The sequence below is a fragment of the Gordonia liuliyuniae genome, assembly GCF_021739025.1.
Taxonomy (GTDB): domain Bacteria; phylum Actinomycetota; class Actinomycetes; order Mycobacteriales; family Mycobacteriaceae; genus Gordonia; species Gordonia liuliyuniae.
On the sequence record NZ_JAKKOT010000004.1, the window covers coordinates 304,718 to 320,380 of the forward strand.

At 68.3% G+C, this 15,663-nt stretch carries 14 protein-coding genes and 1 tRNA gene; 4 read left to right on the forward strand and 11 right to left on the reverse strand.

Translation table 11 applies throughout. From position 1 onward, the window contains the following. Positions 1-9: 9 nt before the first annotated feature. The gene (locus L5G28_RS10660; protein ID WP_237001525.1) at positions 10-882 is read left to right on the forward strand and encodes a PAC2 family protein; all 873 of its coding nucleotides are present in this window, start codon (positions 10-12) and stop codon (positions 880-882) included. Positions 883-897: 15 nt separating this feature from the next. Here the strand turns inward: L5G28_RS10660 and L5G28_RS10665 are convergent, their stop codons facing one another. From L5G28_RS10665 to L5G28_RS10690, 6 genes are all read right to left on the reverse strand, one after another. After that, positions 898-1,206, reverse strand: coding sequence for a hypothetical protein (locus tag L5G28_RS10665; protein WP_236997136.1), 309 nt, complete (start codon positions 1,204-1,206; stop codon positions 898-900). Positions 1,207-1,210: 4 nt separating this feature from the next. Further along, entirely contained in the window at positions 1,211-2,461 is a 1,251-nt protein-coding gene (gene mshC, locus L5G28_RS10670) for a cysteine--1-D-myo-inosityl 2-amino-2-deoxy-alpha-D-glucopyranoside ligase (RefSeq protein ID WP_237001526.1), read from the reverse strand. A 78-nt stretch (positions 2,462-2,539) separates the two neighbouring features. Beyond that, on the reverse strand, positions 2,540-3,355 hold the full coding sequence (locus L5G28_RS10675; protein WP_237001527.1) for an SCO1664 family protein: 816 nt from the start codon (positions 3,353-3,355) through the stop codon (positions 2,540-2,542). Further along, the gene (locus L5G28_RS10680; RefSeq protein ID WP_237001528.1) at positions 3,352-4,077 is read right to left on the reverse strand and encodes a DUF3090 domain-containing protein; all 726 of its coding nucleotides are present in this window, start codon (positions 4,075-4,077) and stop codon (positions 3,352-3,354) included. The genes L5G28_RS10675 and L5G28_RS10680 overlap by 4 nt, the downstream gene beginning before the upstream one ends. A 45-nt stretch (positions 4,078-4,122) precedes the next feature. Next, positions 4,123-4,797 (reverse strand): MSMEG_4193 family putative phosphomutase, encoded by a 675-nt coding sequence (locus tag L5G28_RS10685; RefSeq protein ID WP_237001529.1) that lies wholly within the window; start codon positions 4,795-4,797, stop codon positions 4,123-4,125. A gap of 130 nt (positions 4,798-4,927) precedes the next feature. Next, on the reverse strand, positions 4,928-5,773 hold the full coding sequence (locus tag L5G28_RS10690) for an undecaprenyl-diphosphate phosphatase (protein WP_237001530.1): 846 nt from the start codon (positions 5,771-5,773) through the stop codon (positions 4,928-4,930). Between the two features lie 57 nt (positions 5,774-5,830). Between L5G28_RS10690 and L5G28_RS10695 the strand changes: the two genes are divergently transcribed. Next, positions 5,831-6,868 (forward strand): YncE family protein, encoded by a 1,038-nt coding sequence (locus L5G28_RS10695; RefSeq protein ID WP_237001531.1) that lies wholly within the window; start codon positions 5,831-5,833, stop codon positions 6,866-6,868. A gap of 67 nt (positions 6,869-6,935) precedes the next feature. Further along, positions 6,936-8,036, forward strand: a complete 1,101-nt coding sequence (locus tag L5G28_RS10700) for a quinone-dependent dihydroorotate dehydrogenase (protein WP_237001532.1) — start codon at positions 6,936-6,938, stop codon at positions 8,034-8,036. A 55-nt stretch (positions 8,037-8,091) separates the two neighbouring features. Here L5G28_RS10700 and L5G28_RS10705 read toward each other — a convergent pair whose 3' ends face one another. After that, the gene (locus tag L5G28_RS10705) at positions 8,092-8,631 is read right to left on the reverse strand and encodes a YbhB/YbcL family Raf kinase inhibitor-like protein (protein ID WP_237001533.1); all 540 of its coding nucleotides are present in this window, start codon (positions 8,629-8,631) and stop codon (positions 8,092-8,094) included. Positions 8,632-8,671: 40 nt separating this feature from the next. Continuing rightward, positions 8,672-10,003, reverse strand: a complete 1,332-nt coding sequence (locus L5G28_RS10710) for a M20/M25/M40 family metallo-hydrolase (protein ID WP_237001534.1) — start codon at positions 10,001-10,003, stop codon at positions 8,672-8,674. 91 nt (positions 10,004-10,094) lie between these two features. On the opposite strand from L5G28_RS10710, the gene L5G28_RS10715 reads away from it, so the two are divergent. After that, a tRNA-Leu gene (locus L5G28_RS10715) sits at positions 10,095-10,180 on the forward strand. Positions 10,181-10,389: 209 nt separating this feature from the next. Here L5G28_RS10715 and meaB read toward each other — a convergent pair. Genes meaB through L5G28_RS10730 form a run of 3 tightly spaced genes read right to left on the reverse strand, consistent with a single transcriptional unit; the run spans position 10,390 to position 15,599 of the window. Next, entirely contained in the window at positions 10,390-11,385 is a 996-nt protein-coding gene (gene meaB / locus L5G28_RS10720; RefSeq protein WP_237001535.1) for a methylmalonyl Co-A mutase-associated GTPase MeaB, read from the reverse strand. Positions 11,386-11,431: 46 nt separating this feature from the next. Continuing rightward, positions 11,432-13,675 (reverse strand): methylmalonyl-CoA mutase, encoded by a 2,244-nt coding sequence (gene scpA, locus L5G28_RS10725; protein ID WP_237001536.1) that lies wholly within the window; start codon positions 13,673-13,675, stop codon positions 11,432-11,434. A gap of 4 nt (positions 13,676-13,679) precedes the next feature. Next, positions 13,680-15,599, reverse strand: coding sequence for a methylmalonyl-CoA mutase family protein (locus L5G28_RS10730; protein WP_237001537.1), 1,920 nt, complete (start codon positions 15,597-15,599; stop codon positions 13,680-13,682). Positions 15,600-15,663 lie beyond the last annotated feature (64 nt).

Here is a 15,663-nt window from a genome sequence, read left to right on the forward strand (position 1 = left end):
CTCTGCCCAGTGAACTCTCCGCGTCCCCCTGGACTACCCGTACTGCGCCGCCCGGTCATGATCGTCGCCTTCGGCGGATGGAACGACGCGGGCGATTCCGCCACCGGCGCGGTGGAACATCTGGCTCTTACCTGGGACGCCACCGATCTTCAAGAGATCGATGGCGAGGAGTTCTACGATTTCGCGTCGACGCGGCCCACGATCGCCCAAGTCGACGGGGTGACCCGACGCATACAGTGGCCGAGCACGTCGGTGTCGTACGCGACGCTCCCCGACAGCCAGCGCGACGTCGTGTTCGTCCTCGGCCCGGAACCGAATCTGCGGTGGCGAACCTTCTCCACGCAGCTCGTCGACCTCGCCGAGGCGCTCGGCGTCGAGCTCGTGGTGATGCTGGGCGCGTTGCTGGCCGACACCCCGCACACTCGGCCGGTGCCGGTGTCGGGGTCCGCCGAGACGAAGTCCGCCGCGACCCGCTTCGGGTTGTCGCCGAGCAAGTATGAGGGGCCGACCGGGATCACCGGAGTACTGCAGGACGCGTTCGTCCAGGCTGGCGTTCCGTCGATCTCGCTGTGGGCGGCGGTGCCGCACTACATCGCGCACCCGCCGAACCCGAAGGCCGTACTCGCGCTGCTGGACCGGCTCGAAGCGGTCATCGAGGTGTCGATCGACACTGGGCCGCTCGCCGAGCAGGCTCAGCAGTGGCAGGAGGCCGTCGACGAGATGATGTCGGACGACGACGACATGGCGGCGTATGTTCGGGAGCTCGAGGAGACCGAGGACGCAGCGTCGTCGGACGACGAGGGCGCGCTCACCGAAGTCGACGGCGACACCTTGGCCGCCGAGTTCGAGCGGTACCTGCGTCGCCGCAACGAAGGCCAGTGACGCTAACGCGTCGGTTCAGCCGATCTGTTCGATCTCGACCACCGGGGTCGTGATCCGCCAGGTCCGCACGTCCGGGTCGTCGGCGGCCGATACCCAGAACTGAGCCGGCTCACCGACCGTGCACTGTTTGACGCCGAGCAGCGGGATGTCCTGCGAGTCGCGCCGCAGCTCGCTGACCTCCCACCGTTGATCGTCGTGCCTGCCGACGCCGGGGGCACGCAGCAACGTCATCTCGCCGAAGTCGAGGACGTACGTCGACGTGTGCGTGACGACGGTCCACACACCTTCGGACGTGCTGGCTGGAATGGTGGTCTTCCGAGGCATGCCGTCACCCTCGCGGTGCGATGTCGACGCCGAGGAGTGCATCGACCGCGTCCGCGATCAGCCCAGGCGACTCGGTCGAGGAGCCGATCCCGAGGATCGCGTCCGCAGCCCAGGCGTCGACGGCGGCGAGCGCTTTCGGCGTGTCCAGGTCGTCGGCGAGGTGCTGGCGCAACCGGGCGACGGTGTCCGTCGCGTCCGGCGCGGTCGACACGCGTGCGGCCCGTCGCCACGTCGCCAGGCGCCGTTCGCCGTCGGAGAGCACCTGATCGGTCCACATTCGGTCCTGGCGGTAGTGGCCGCTGAGCAGGCCGAGGCGGACGGCACTCGCGTCGACGCCGTTGGCGCGCAGCACCGACACCTTCACCAAGTTTCCGAGGCTCTTGGACATCTTCTCCCCGTCCAGCCCGATCATGCCGGTGTGGACGTAGGTGCGCGCGAACCGTCGCTCACCGGTGGCGGCTTCGGCGTGCGCGGCGGAGAACTCGTGGTGCGGGAAGATCAGGTCGCTGCCACCGCCCTGAACGTCGAACCCCATCCCGAGCCGGTTGAGCGCGATGGCCGAGCACTCGATGTGCCAGCCGGGTCTGCCGTCGCCGAACGGCGACGGCCAAGCGGGTTCGCCGGGACGCTGCACACGCCACAGCAGCGCGTCGAGCGGATTGCGCTTGCCCTTCCGGTCCGGATCGCCGCCGCGTTCGGCGAAGAACGTGGCCATGGTCTGTACGTCGTAGTTCGACTCGTAGCCGAACTGGGGCGTCGCGTCGACGTCGAAGTAGACGTCCGGGTACTCGGGGTCGTCGACGATGTACGCGGCGCCGATCTCCAGGAGCCGCTCGACGGCGGCGACGACCTCGTCGACTGATTCGACGGCTCCGATGTAGTCACGGGGCGCCAACACGCGGAGTGCTGCCATGTCGTCGCGGAAGAGGTCGATCTCCCCCGACCCGAGGTCACGCCAGTCGACGCCGTCACGCTCCGCACGCTCGAACAGCGGATCGTCGACATCGGTGATGTTCTGAACATAGTGCACGTCGTGGCCCTGATCGCGCAGGACCCGGTTGATCAGGTCGAACGTCACATAGGTCGCGGCGTGGCCGAGGTGGGTGGCGTCGTACGGGGTGATACCGCAGACGTACATGGTGGCTACCGGCCCCGGAGCCAGTGGTTTCACCTGTGCGTCGGACGTGTCGTAGAGGCGGAGGGCCGGTGCGGTGCCGGGCACGGAGGGAATCTGGGGCGACGACCACGACTGCATGCGTCCAACTGTATGTGTGGTGCGCCCGGGCCGAGTATCGGGGCCTGTCGGAAGGTGGACCGTCATCGGCTCAACCGGTCAGAAGGGAGGCCACGGGATGGCGCGTTCGGATGGCGGCATCGGCAGCACCCCGTCGTCGCCGAGGACGCGGGCGCGACGGCGCACGGCCGCGATCTCCTCGTCGGTGATCAGTCCGCGCAGACGCACGGTGAGTACGTCGTCGGGGTCGGCGAGCCGCTTCGCCAGCCGGCACAGATCGTCGCTCGACTCGGCGGGCAGCGGCCGACCCGCCCAGCCCCATAGAACGGTCCGGAGCTTGTTCTCGGCGTGCAGACAGATCCCGTGATCGATCCCGTACAGGTGTCCGTCCCCGTCAACGAGAATGTGGCCGCCCTTACGGTCGGCGTTGTTGATGACCACGTCGAACACGGCGAGCCGCAACAAGTCCGGGCGATCGGCGTGCACCAGTGCGACCAGACGTCCGTCCTCGTCGTAGGCATGCAGGACGGGCATCTGGTCGTCGGCGATCTCGTCGAGGGGCGCCAGGTCGACCGGGTCGGGTCCGGACGGCTCGTCGGGCACGTGAATCCACCGCTGCACCATGCCGGGACCGAGGTCGGCGTCGGCGGGGCCGTCGTCGCGCAATACCGTCTCGGGCACGAGATCCCACCCCAACGCGTCACTGATCAGATAGGTCGCCACCTCGCGCCCGGCCAGGTGCCCGTCGGGAAAGTCCCAGAGCGGGGCCTCGCCGCGGATCGGCTTGTAGACGCACATGAACTCGGCGTCGCCGTCGGAGACTCGGCAGGCCAACGCCAGGTTGCTCGCCGTCGGGACCCGACCGAGAACGGTGAGGTCCCCGCCTGCGAGGACCTCGAGAACGTCGGAGTTCACTCGCGCGTATCGTCGTCAGACTCGTCGGACTCGCCGGATTCATCAGACTCGTCGAACTCATCGGAGAAGTCGTCTTCGACCTCGAACGCAGTGTCGACTCCAGGGATGACTCGCCCCAACGCGGCGAGCACGTCGGGATCGATGAACTCGATCGACCGCGAGAACTCGACGTCGCGCTTGTACCCGTTGCTGCGTGCGCAGATGTGCCCGCTCGGGTCGAGCGGTTGGTTGCACAGCGGGCACACCGGCCGTCCGGCGGAGATGACCCGCATCGATCGTGCGCTGAACTCGCGTGCTGCGTCGGCGTTCAGGAAGATCCGGACCGTGTCCGGTCCTTCGTCGGTGTCGTCGAGGATGACGCTCTCGTCCAACGGCTGCTCGGTGATCGCCAGGAGTTCGACGACGACCGACGAGGCTTCGGCGTCCCAGCCGAGCCCCATCGAGCCGACGCGGAACTCCGCATCGATCGGCATCGTCAGCGGCGCCGTGTCCGCGACGGCATCCGTCTCCGGGGGCACGGAGGCACCGAACCGCCGGGCGACTTCGTCGAGGAGGTAGCCGAGACGATCAGCGAGAATCAGGACCTGCTGTTTTTCGAGTTCGACACTCATCAACCGCTGGTCCTGCGAGACCTGGAGGAAGAACGTCCGGTCGCCGGGCTCGCCGACCGTGCCCGCCACGAAACGGTTCGGCGTCCGGAACTCATGAATGGTGCGCGACACGTCTACTCCGCTTTCCTTCTCATCGTCTTCACGGTACCCGCGGACTCAGGCGCCCGCTCCGCCGCCGACCTCGGCGTCTGCGTGCACCCGCGGCGCGGGCAGGGTCAGCGAACCGCCGTTGTTGACGGTCAGCACGTACGGACGGTCGTGCGAGTATCCGATCACGGTGATCGATGCCGGGTCGACGACGATGCGTTGAAACGCGTCCAAGTGCATGCCGAGCGCATCGGCGACGACGGACTTGATGACGTCGCCGTGCGAGCACGCCAGCCAGACTCCGTGTCCGTCCGCGCCGCTGTACTCGCGGTCGAGCGCGCGGACGGCGGCCGTCGCTCGCCGCGACACGTCGGCGAGGCCTTCGCCGTCGGGGAACACCGCGTGCGACGGGTTCCGCTGCACCGTCTTCCACAGCGGCTCGTTGACGAGGTCGGTGAGCTTGCGTCCACTCCACTGCCCGTAGTCGACCTCCGCGAGCCGGTCGTCGATCACTTCGGGGACCCCGTCCAATTGGTCGACGAGCGGCGCGACGGTCTCCCCGCACCGCTGCAGCGGTGACCGGACGACCGCCTGCAGCCGGCTCGCGACGTCGCCGAGGCGACCGATGAGGTCGAGCGACTGGGCACGCCCCTTGTCGTCGAGCGCGACGCCCGGGGTCCGTCCCGCGAGGACGCCGGAGGTGTTGGCCGTCGATCGTCCGTGCCGGACGAGGATCACCGTCATGGCGTTCAGGCTACGGCGTGACGGCAGGCCGGTGACAGCAGACGGGTGACAGCAGACGGGTGATGACGAGACAGGCGTGATGACGAGACAGGCGTGATGACAGGGCAGGCGTGATGACAGGGCTGGGGGCTCAGGTCGTGATGACGCCCGCGGTCAGCAGGATCAGAACGAGGAGACCGAGCGCGATGCGGTAGCCGGCGAACCAGGCGAGTGAGTGGCCCGACACGAATTTGAGCAGCCAGGCGATCGACACGTAGCCGAGCACGAAAGCGATGAAGGTGGCGACCAGGATCTGCGGTCCGGACGCGCTCACCCCGCTCCCGTCGGGACTGAAGGCGTCCGGCAGGCTGAACAGACCGGACGCGAGGACCGCGGGAATCGCGATCAGGAATGAGAAGCGGAACGCGGCTTCCCGCTTCATCCCGAAGAACAGGCCGGCGCTCGCCGTGCCACCCGACCGGGAGACACCCGGGATCAGCGCGAGACACTGCGCGATGCCCATCGCGAGCGCGTCGCGCGGCCTCATCTGCTCCAGGGACTTGCCGGGCCGTTGGGCCGCGGTGATCTCCGCGGCGAGGAACACGAACGAGAACGCGATCAGCATGATCGCCACCAGCCAGAGGTTGCGGCCCGCGGTACGGATCTCGTCTTTGAGGAGATAGCCGAGGAGGCCGATCGGGATGGTGGCGAGAATCACGTACCAGCCGAGTCGGTAGTCGAGGTCGCGACGAGACGAGTCGCGGAGACCGGCGAACCACGCGACGACGATCCGGCCGATGTCCTTCGCGAAGTACAGCAGCACCGCGAGTTCGGTTCCCAGCTGGGTGACCGCGGTGAACGACGCGCCCGCGTCCTGGCCGAACCAGATCTGCGACACGATGCGCAGATGCCCGGACGAGGAGATCGGTAGGAACTCGGTCACGCCCTGCAGTGCTCCGAGCACCACCGCCTGCAGCCAACTCATCGATTCGATCACGAGGGTGGATGCTACCCATCGAACCTTGATTTTCTCTTATCCAGCAAGATGGATGCCATGCGTGTGCGAACCAGATGGACGGCCGGCCTTCTCGCGGTGGCAGTGACTCTCACCCTGACGGCCTGCGGCTCCGACTCCGACGACGGCGACTCGTCGTCGCTCGACACGCTTCCGGTCGCGACCGCCGCGACGTCGCCGACCGACACCGCGAAGCCCGCAGGCACCGTCGTCGCACAGGACGCGGCGGCGGCGATCGCGGTCGCCGGATCGACGACCGCGGTGCTCGGCGCCGACGGCCGCACCGTCACCCTCCACCACGGCGCGGGGCAGGACGCGCCCGCGCCGAATCGTGTCGCCCTGCCGATCGACGGCGTCGTCGATCTGATCGCCCTGGACGATCACTTCCTGGCTGTGGGACCGCGCGGACTCGTCCGCGTCGACGGTGACGGGCGCACGTCGGTCGCCGATGCGCCGATCGATTCCCCGCTCTCGCTGGCCGTCGACGGCGACAAGGTCCTCGTCGGCACGGCGAAGGGCAAGGTGCTCGTGCTGTCCGCGGCCGGTGAGCGGATCGACGAGTTCGGCGGCTTCGCACGCGTCGATGACATCCTCGTCGCGCCGACGTCGGCGACCGAGGTCGAGGGCCAGGTCAGCGTGTTCGACCGCGCTCAGTCGGCGATCCTTCCGATCGACGTCGAGAGCGGCGACCGTAAGGCGTCGCTGCGCGCGGGCAACGGCGCGACGAACGCCGTCGTCGACCGCTTCGGTCGCATCATGGTGACGGGGACCCGCGACGACGAGTTCTACGCGTTCTTCGGCGATCCGATCGTGATGCGGTTGCGCCACCCCGCTCCCGCGAGTCCGTTCGCGCTCGCCTACGACGAGAAGCGCGACCTGCTGTGGGTGTCCTCGACCGCCGAGAACGAGGCCGTCGCCTACGACCTGTCGCGGGGTGACGCCCGCGAACGCGGCCGGGTCCCGACTGTCGGTCAAGTGACCGCGATGGCGGTCGACCCGACGAGCGGCGACCTGCTGCTCGCATCTGGTCGCGACGACGGTCTGCAGGTCGTCGCCCCGACTGTGATCACGTCGTGAGCGCCGCGTCGCCGAACCCACCCGTGTCCCGCATTCACCCCGCGTTCGGAGACTTGGAGTCGTCACCATGTTGAGTACGTTGAACCGACTGGTCTATCCCCCGCTCCTCAAGGTGATGTTCCTGGTTCCGCCGGAGCGGATCCACCGGATCATGGCCAGGATGATCGGTGTCGCCGGGAGGCTTCCGGTGGTCCGCACCCTGCTGTCGCGGGTGTTCGCGGGATCCGATCCCGCCCTGCGCAGCACCGTCTTCGGTGTCGACTTCCCGGCGCCCGTCGGTCTCGCCGCAGGCTTCGACAAGTCCGCCGAGTGCGTCAACGCGTGGGGGCAGCTCGGTTTCGGCTACGCCGAGATCGGCACGATCACCGGGCAGCCGCAGCCCGGCAATCCTGGGCCGCGACTCTTCCGGCTTCCCGCCGACCGTGCACTCATCAATCGGATGGGATTCAACAATCCGGGCGCGGCCGCGGCGGCGGCGAAACTCGTCGAGGCTCGGCCCGGTCCGGTCCGGGTGCCGATCGGCGCCAACATCGGCAAGACGAAAGTCGTGCCACTCGCTGGCGCCGTCGACGACTACCGGTTCTCGGCGAGCCTGCTCGGCCCGCTCGCCGACTTCGTCGTGGTCAACGTCAGCTCCCCGAACACGCCGGGACTGCGTGACCTACAGGCCGTCGAGTCGTTGCGTCCGGTGCTGGCCGCGGTCCTGGAGGTCGCGTCGGTCCCAGTCCTGGTGAAGATCGCGCCGGACCTGTCCGATGAGGACATCGACGACGTCGCCGATCTCGCGGAGGAGCTCGGTCTCGCGGGCATCGTCGCCACGAACACGACGATCGGCCGTGGCGGCCTCACCACGCCACGAGGCGACGTCGACGCGATGGGTGCTGGCGGACTGTCGGGCCCGCCGGTCGCGGACCGCTCGCTCGCGGTGCTGCGCCGACTGTACAGCCGCGTCGGCGGTCGGATGGCCCTGGTGAGTGTCGGCGGAATCGAGACCGTCGACCAGGCGTGGGAACGGATCTGCGCAGGCGCCGATCTCCTCCAGGTCTACACCGGCTTCATCTACGGTGGCCCCGGCTGGCTCCGCGACCTCAACGACGGCATCGCCGGACGGCTCCGCTCGCACGGCTTCTCGTCACTGAGCGAGGCGGTCGGTTCCGCGAACCGCTGATCGAGCACAGTCGGCCGCGCCGTCTGGACTCCGCTCGATCAGCAGCGCGGGTCCGCTATTCGCCCGGCAGCTCGAACACTGCGGACAGCGTGCCGCGGGCGATGGCGCGGGAGAACAGGTTGAATCCGAGGAACCCCGGGGTCGCGCCGTCTGGCAGGTCGAGTGATTCCACGTCGACGGCGTGCACAGCGAAGATGTAACGGTGCGGACCGTGTCCCGGAGGCGGGCCTGCACCGACGAACTGGGCGAGCCCCGCGTCGTTGCCCAGGGTGACGGCTCCGGCAGGGAGGTCGGCCGAGTCGGGCGATCCCGCACCGGCGGGCAGCGACGTGGTGGTCGCGGGGATGTCCGCGACCGCCCAGTGCCAGAAACCCGAGGCGGTCGGCGCGTCCGGGTCGAAGCAGGTCACCGCGAAGCTCTTCGTCTCCGCGGGGAAGCCAGACCAGCTCAACTGCGGTGAGACGTCGTCTCCCCCGGCGCCGAAGATCGCCGACACTTGCGGGGTGGGCAGTGTCTGTCCCTCCGTGAAGTCGTTCGACGTCACAGTGATGTCGGGCAGACTCGGCAGAACCGAGTACGGATCGAATGCAGTCACGATCGTTTCCTTTCGCCCTCCGCGGCCACGGCCCACACGCTCAGCAGTGGTGGAGGAAATGCTCAAGAACCTTGGTACCGAACAGAATCGACTCTACCGGCACCCGCTCGTCGACTCCGTGGAACAGCGCCGCGAAATCGAGTTCCGGCGGCAGTTGCAAGGGTGCGAACCCGAAGCATCGGATACCGAGCTTGGCGAACGCTTTCGCGTCGGTGCCGCCGGAGAGCATGTACGGCACGGTGCGGCCGTTCTCGTCGTGGGCCACGACAGCGTCGTTCATGGCGTCGACGAGGTGGCCGTTGAATGTCGTCTCGTAGGCGTCGAGGTGGGTGATCCATTCGCGGGTGATGTTGGGCCCGATGAGTTCGTCGATGGTCGCCTCGAACTCCTTCTGGCGGCCGGGCAGGACGCGGCAGTCGATGACCGCTTCGGCCTGCTGCGGAATCACGTTGGCCTTGTAGCCGGCCGACAGCATCGTCGGGTTCGCGGTGTCGCGGAGCGTCGCGCCGACGATGCGGGCCAGGTTGCCGATCTTGAACAGGGCCGTTTCCAGGTCGGGCGTCTCGGGGCTGAAGTCGAGCCCGGTCTCCTCCGACAGCGCTGTCAGGAACTCCGACACCGACTCGGTCATCACGAGCGGGAACCGATGGGCGCCGATCCTCGCGACGGCGGCGGCGATCTCGGTGACTGCGTTGTCGGAGTGCAGGAACGAGCCGTGGCCCGCGGTGGCGTTGCAGGTGAGTCTCATCCACGCCAGGCCCTTCTCGGCCGTCTCGACGAGGTACAGCCGGCGTACGGTGCCGTCCGGGCGGTCGACGGTCAACGAGAACCCGCCGACCTCACCGACCGCCTCGGAGATGCCGTCGAACAGTTCGGGACGGTTCTTGACCAGCCACTGCGATCCCAGTGTGCCGCCTGCCTCCTCGTCGGCGAGGAATGCGAACACGATGTCGCGCGGCGGCACGGTGCCGTCGCGCTTGAACTGGCGTGCCAGCGCCAGCGCCATGCCTGCCATGTCTTTCATGTCGATCGCGCCGCGGCCCCAGATGTAGCCGTCTCGGATCGCTCCGGAGAACGGGTGCACGCTCCAGTCCTCGGCCTGAGCGGGCACCACGTCGAGGTGCGCGTGGATCAGAAGTGCGCCGCGCTGCCGGTCTGCGCCTTCGAGGCGTGCGAACACGTTGGCGCGGCCAGGCATCCCCGATTCGACGTACTCGGTCGCGTAACCGACCTCCGCCAACTGCTCCTGCACCCAGCGAGCGCAGTCCGCCTCACCGACCGTGGTCTCCGGGACACCGGTGTTGGATGTGTCGAACTGGATGAGTCGACTCACGATGTCGACGACTTCTTCGGTTGCTTGAATCGGGCTCACACCCTCAATTACTAGGCGATTTGGGATACCGGGGCAACCTTGGTTATTGTTGTCGAGCACGAGCGAAACGCCCGTGCAACAACTGAATCGAGTCCGAGTGGCGGAATGGCAGACGCGCTAGCTTGAGGTGCTAGTGTCCTATTAACGGACGTGGGGGTTCAAGTCCCCCCTCGGACACTCTGTAACGAAGCCGCGACATCGTGTGAACGATGCCGCGGCTTTCTCGTGGACACGGTCTCTCGTGGACACGGTCTCTCGATGACACGGTCGGGCACAACCCTCACGTATGTGGTCCTTCGAACCGAAATCTCGGCGTTCTGGCCGTCTACGTGAGGCTTGTGCCCGAGTCCCCTTATCAGGACCCCGTGTGTACTCGGATTCCGGGTTTAGAAGCCGGCGCCGTCGACGATCTGTTCGGCGGCCAACGCGGGTGTCAGCGAGCCGTCCAGAACGGCAGCCTCCACCTCGGCGCGGATCGCACGCACCCCCGGCGCGGCATCGATCCGGTTCAGCACGGTCTCGCGCACCATCGTCCACATCCAGTCGACCTGTTGCTGCGCTCGACGGCGAGCGAACTCCCCCGCCTCGGTCAGCACGTCACGATGCTTCTCGACGGCCGCCCAGTAGTCGTCCACACCGGACTTCTCCATCGCGCTCATCGTCAGGACGGGCGGCGTCCACAGCGCATCGTGCGGGTAGATGAAGCCCAACGCGTTCCGCAGTTCGCGTGCAGCGCCGCGCGCCTCGTTCAGGTGCTTCCCGTCCGCCTTGTTGACGACGACGATCTCCGCGAGCTCCAGGACGCCCTTCTTGATGCCTTGCAACGAGTCGCCCGTCCGCGCCAACGTCAGGAAGGTGAACGTGTCGACCATGTTCGCGACGCTGACCTCCGACTGGCCGACGCCGACGGTCTCGATGAGCACGACGTCGTATCCGGCGGCCTCGACGAGCACGATCGTCTCGCGGGTCGCCTTAGTGACGCCCCCGAGGGTCCCCGACGTCGGCGACGGACGAACGTAGGCGTCGGCGGCTGCGGACAGCTGACCCATCCGGGTCTTGTCGCCGAGGATCGAACCGCGGGTCCGCGTCGACGACGGGTCGACGGCCAGCACCGCCACCCGATGGCCCTGCGAGATCAGATACATCCCGAGCGCTTCGATAGTGGTCGACTTGCCGACGCCGGGCACGCCGGTGATCCCGACCCGGAACGACTTCCCCGCGTGCGGGCTGACCTGCAGCAGCAACCGCTGCGCTGCCTCGCGGTGATCCGGACGTGTCGATTCGACGAGTGTGATCGCGCGCGCCAGATCGGCGCGACGCCCCGCCAGCACACCGGCCGCCAATGCGTCGACGTCGATCGATCGTCGTTGCGCCGCGCTCATACGCTCCTCCCGACTCATGTGCCTACCGGCTCACGTGCCTGACCACTCACGTGTTCCGGGAGGCCAGGTCCAGGCCCAGTTGCTCGGCCAGCTTGCCGATCAGGTCCACCGCGCTGTCGGCGATGACCGTGCCGGGCGGGAAGATCGCCGCGGCGCCCGCCTCGTACAGATCGTCGAAGTCGCCCGGCGGGATGACGCCGCCCACGACGATCATGATGTCCTCACGACCGACGGCGGCCAGTGCCTCGCGCAGGGCGGGCACCAGCGTGAGGTGCCCTGCTGCCAACGACGAGACACCCACCACGTGGACGTCGTTGTCGGCGGCCTGTGCAGCGACCTCTTCGGGCGTGGCGAACAGCGGACCCACGTCGACGTCGAAGCCCAGGTCGGCGAACGCCGTCGCGATCACCTTCTGGCCGCGGTCGTGACCGTCCTGCCCCATCTTCGCGACCAGGACACGCGGACGCCTGCCCTCGGCCTCGGCGAACTCGTCGACCACGGCCAGCGCCTCGTCGATGTTCGACACCGCCTCACCCGCTTCGTTTCGATAGACACCGCTGATCGTCTTGATCTCGGCCTGGTGGCGACCGAAGACCTTCTCCATCGCGTCGGAGATCTCGCCGCCGGTCGCGCCCGCGCGCGCCGCGTCGATCGCCAACGCCATCAGATTGTTGTCCAGTTCGCTGCCGCCCGGCTCTGCGGCGGCACGAGTGAGATTCGCCAGTGCGGCGTCGACCGCAGGCTGGTCGCGGTCGGCCCGCAGCTTCTCCAGCTTCGCGATCTGTTCGGCACGCACCTTCGAGTTCTCGACCTTGAGAACCTCGATCTCCTCGTCCTGCTCCGACCGGTACTTGTTGACGCCGATGAGCGGCTGGCGACCCGAGTCGATACGGGCCTGGGTGCGTGCCGCAGCCTCTTCGATGCGCAGCTTGGGCAGTCCCTCCTCGATCGCCTTGGTCATGCCGCCCGCGGACTCGACTTCCTGAATGTGCGCTCGCGCCTTCTCCGCCAACTGGTGGGTGAGCCACTCGACGTAATTCGAGCCGGCCCACGGGTCGATGGGCCGGGTGGTCCCCGACTCCTGCTGCAGCAGCAGCTGCGTGTTGCGCGCGATCCGCGCCGAGAAGTCCGTCGGCAGAGCGATCGCCTCGTCGAGGGCGTTGGTGTGCAGCGACTGCGTGTGGCCCTGCGTCGCCGCCATCGCCTCGATGCACGTGCGTGCGACGTTGTTGTAGACGTCCTGCGCGGTCAGCGACCAGCCCGACGTCTGCGAGTGGGTGCGCAGCGAGAGGCTCTTGGCGTTCGTCGGCTCGAAGTCGGCGACCAGTTCACTCCACAGCAGTCGCGCGGCGCGCAGCTTGGCGACCTCCATGAAGAAGTTCATGCCGATGCCCCAGAAGAACGACAGGCGCGGCGCGAACTTGTCGATGTCCAGGCCGGCCTCCAGACCGGCTCGGATGTACTCGACGCCGTCGGCGAGCGTGTACGCGAGCTCCAGATCGGCCGTCGCACCGGCTTCCTGAATGTGGTAGCCGGAGATCGAGATCGAGTTGAACTTCGGCATCTTGGTGCTCGTGTACGCGAAGATGTCCGAGATGATCCGCATCGACGGCGCAGGCGGATAGATGTAGGTGTTGCGGACCATGAACTCTTTGAGGATGTCGTTCTGGATGGTCCCGGCCAACTTCTCCGGTGGCACGCCCTGCTCTTCGGCGGCGACGACGTACAACGCGAGGATCGGCAGCACGGCGCCGTTCATCGTCATCGACACCGAGACGCTACCCAGGTCGATGCCGTCGAACAGCTGACGCATGTCGAGGATCGAGTCGATCGCGACGCCCGCCATGCCGACGTCTCCCGCGACGCGCGGATGGTCGGAGTCGTAGCCGCGGTGCGTCGCCAGGTCGAACGCCACCGACAGGCCCTTCTGGCCTGCGGCCAGGTTGCGCCGGTAGAAGGCGTTCGACTCGGCTGCCGTCGAGAAGCCCGCATACTGCCGGACCGTCCACGGCTGGTTGACGTACATCGTCGGGTACGGACCGCGGATGAACGGAGCCTCGCCGGGGATCGAGTCGAGCGGGTAACCGCCGTCTGCGGCGGCCGCGTCGCGGTCGGCTCGGGTGTAGACGGGGCGAACCGCGATCTGCTCCGGCGTGTCCCAGGTGACCTGCTCGGCCGTGTAGCCGTGCGGGATCGCGAAACCGTCGGTGAGGGCTTCACCGCTGCCCGCTTCGGCGGCCGGAGTCGTCAGTTCGACGTCGGCGAAACTCGGAATGGTGGTGTCACTCATGCGTTCACGCTCCCGCAGTCGCAGTAGAGGCAGTGTCAGGGTCGAGGGCGTCGAGCAGTTCGGTCAGAACGGCGACGGCGTCGATGCCGACCTTCAGGTGGCCATCGACCGCCTCGTCGGCGGTCCACTCGCGTTCGGGCCCGGCGACCAGGAGTCGGCCGACGCCCGCGGTGCGAGCGGCCGAGGCCGCCGCTGCACCGTCGTCCGCGTAACGCGCCTTGGTGCCGCACAGGACGGTGACGGTGCTCGGGTTCGCCTCGACGGCCGCGGCGACCTCGCCCGGGGTCAACGGTCCGGGGTTGACGACGTCGATACCGCCCGCGGCGAGCAGGTTCGCGACGAACGTCGTCCGGCCGTTGTGCTCAGCGATCGGACCGAGCGGCAGCATCAGTACCTGCGGACGCGTCGGCGCGGCGTCGGCGCGGTCGCGCAGAGCTTCGAATCGGCGGGCGACACGGGCCAGCGTGGGCGCCGCGGTCGGCAGATTGTCGGTGTCGGCCGAACCGACACCCAACCTCGGCTCCCCCAGGTTCGGGAACTCGCTGACGCCGGTGACCGCGGCGGTGCGGTGCGCGACGGCGTCCTCCCGCGCCGCCAACGCCTGCGACACCTGTGCGGCGACGTCTCCTGCGTCGAGCGCGGCCCGGTATCCGCCCTGCTTCTCGACGTCGGCGAACACCGACCAAGCGGCGGCCGCGAGCTCGGCGGTCAACGATTCGACGTACCAGGATCCGCCTGCCGGGTCGAGGACGCGACCCAGATTCGACTCCTCCAAAAGGAGCAGCTGCGTGTTCCGCGCGATGCGTCGCGTGAAGGAGGTACGCGACGTGCGGGCGTCGACCGGGATCGCGGCGTCGAAGGTGTGGACGGTGACCTGGTCGGCCCCGCCGACACCCGCACCGAAGGCGGCGACTGTGCTGCGGAGCATGTTCACCCAGGGGTCGCGCTGGGTGAACATCGCCAGATCGGTCACCGCGTGGGTAACGGCGGCGCCCGCCTCTGCCGCGCCGAGCACGTCGGCCACGCGTGCCCACATCGTGCGGAGCGCGCGGAGCTTGGCGATGCCCGCGAACTGGTCGTCGTCGACCGAGACAGCGAACGTCACCTGGCGCAACGCCGCGGCGATGTCCAGACCTGCGGCGACGGCGTCGCGCACGTGGGCGACCGCGGCCGCGACGGCCAGGCCGAGTTCCTGCGCGTTCGACGCACCCGCCTGGGCGAAGTCGGCGCCGTCGACGCGGAAGGTGCGGACTCCTTCGGGCGCCTCAGCGGCGAGTGCTGCGGCGTCGGATGCCGACACGGTGGGGCGGCCCGAAAACGCGGCCGTGTACGGCGAGAGGCCGAGGCTGTGAGTCGTAGCGGCGGTGATGGCAGCCTGTTCCGGGGCGGCGGGCGCCGCAGCGAGGACGGCGAGGAACGCGCGGGCGGCGGCGATGCCGTCGGCTCCCGCGTCCAGCGTCACCGGCATCAGATCGAGGTACACGCCCTCGAGCACGCTCGACAGATCTTCGGGGCTCAGGCTGTCGGGCCCCCGGCTGTCGACTGTCAGCCACAGGCCGCTCGTGCCGTTGCCCGCGGCGTCGAGGATGCTCTCGTTGATCGCGGACGCGTCGCGCTGGTCGGTGGAGTCGCCGAAGCGCTCGGTGACGCGCCACCCCTGGGTGACGTCGCGGACCGGGTCTGCGCCGCGGACGAACGGGAACGAGCCCGGCACCCCGGGTTCGGCGGCCTCGTCCTTACGGGTGTAGAGGGGCCGGACGACGACGCCGTCGCGCGTCGGAGTGGACAACAGCGCCTCGGGACTGTCGGTCAACTCGTCCGGGGTGACGCGCGCCGATTTGGCCAGCACCCCGGCTGCTGCTTTCGTCCAGCGGTCGTACGCCTGGCTCAACCGGGGGTCCACCGGATTCTCACCTGCCGTCATGGGTCAGCAGCCTTCCGTCATACGCGATTTGAAACGTGCCTGAAGCACCTTAACCGATCGATCG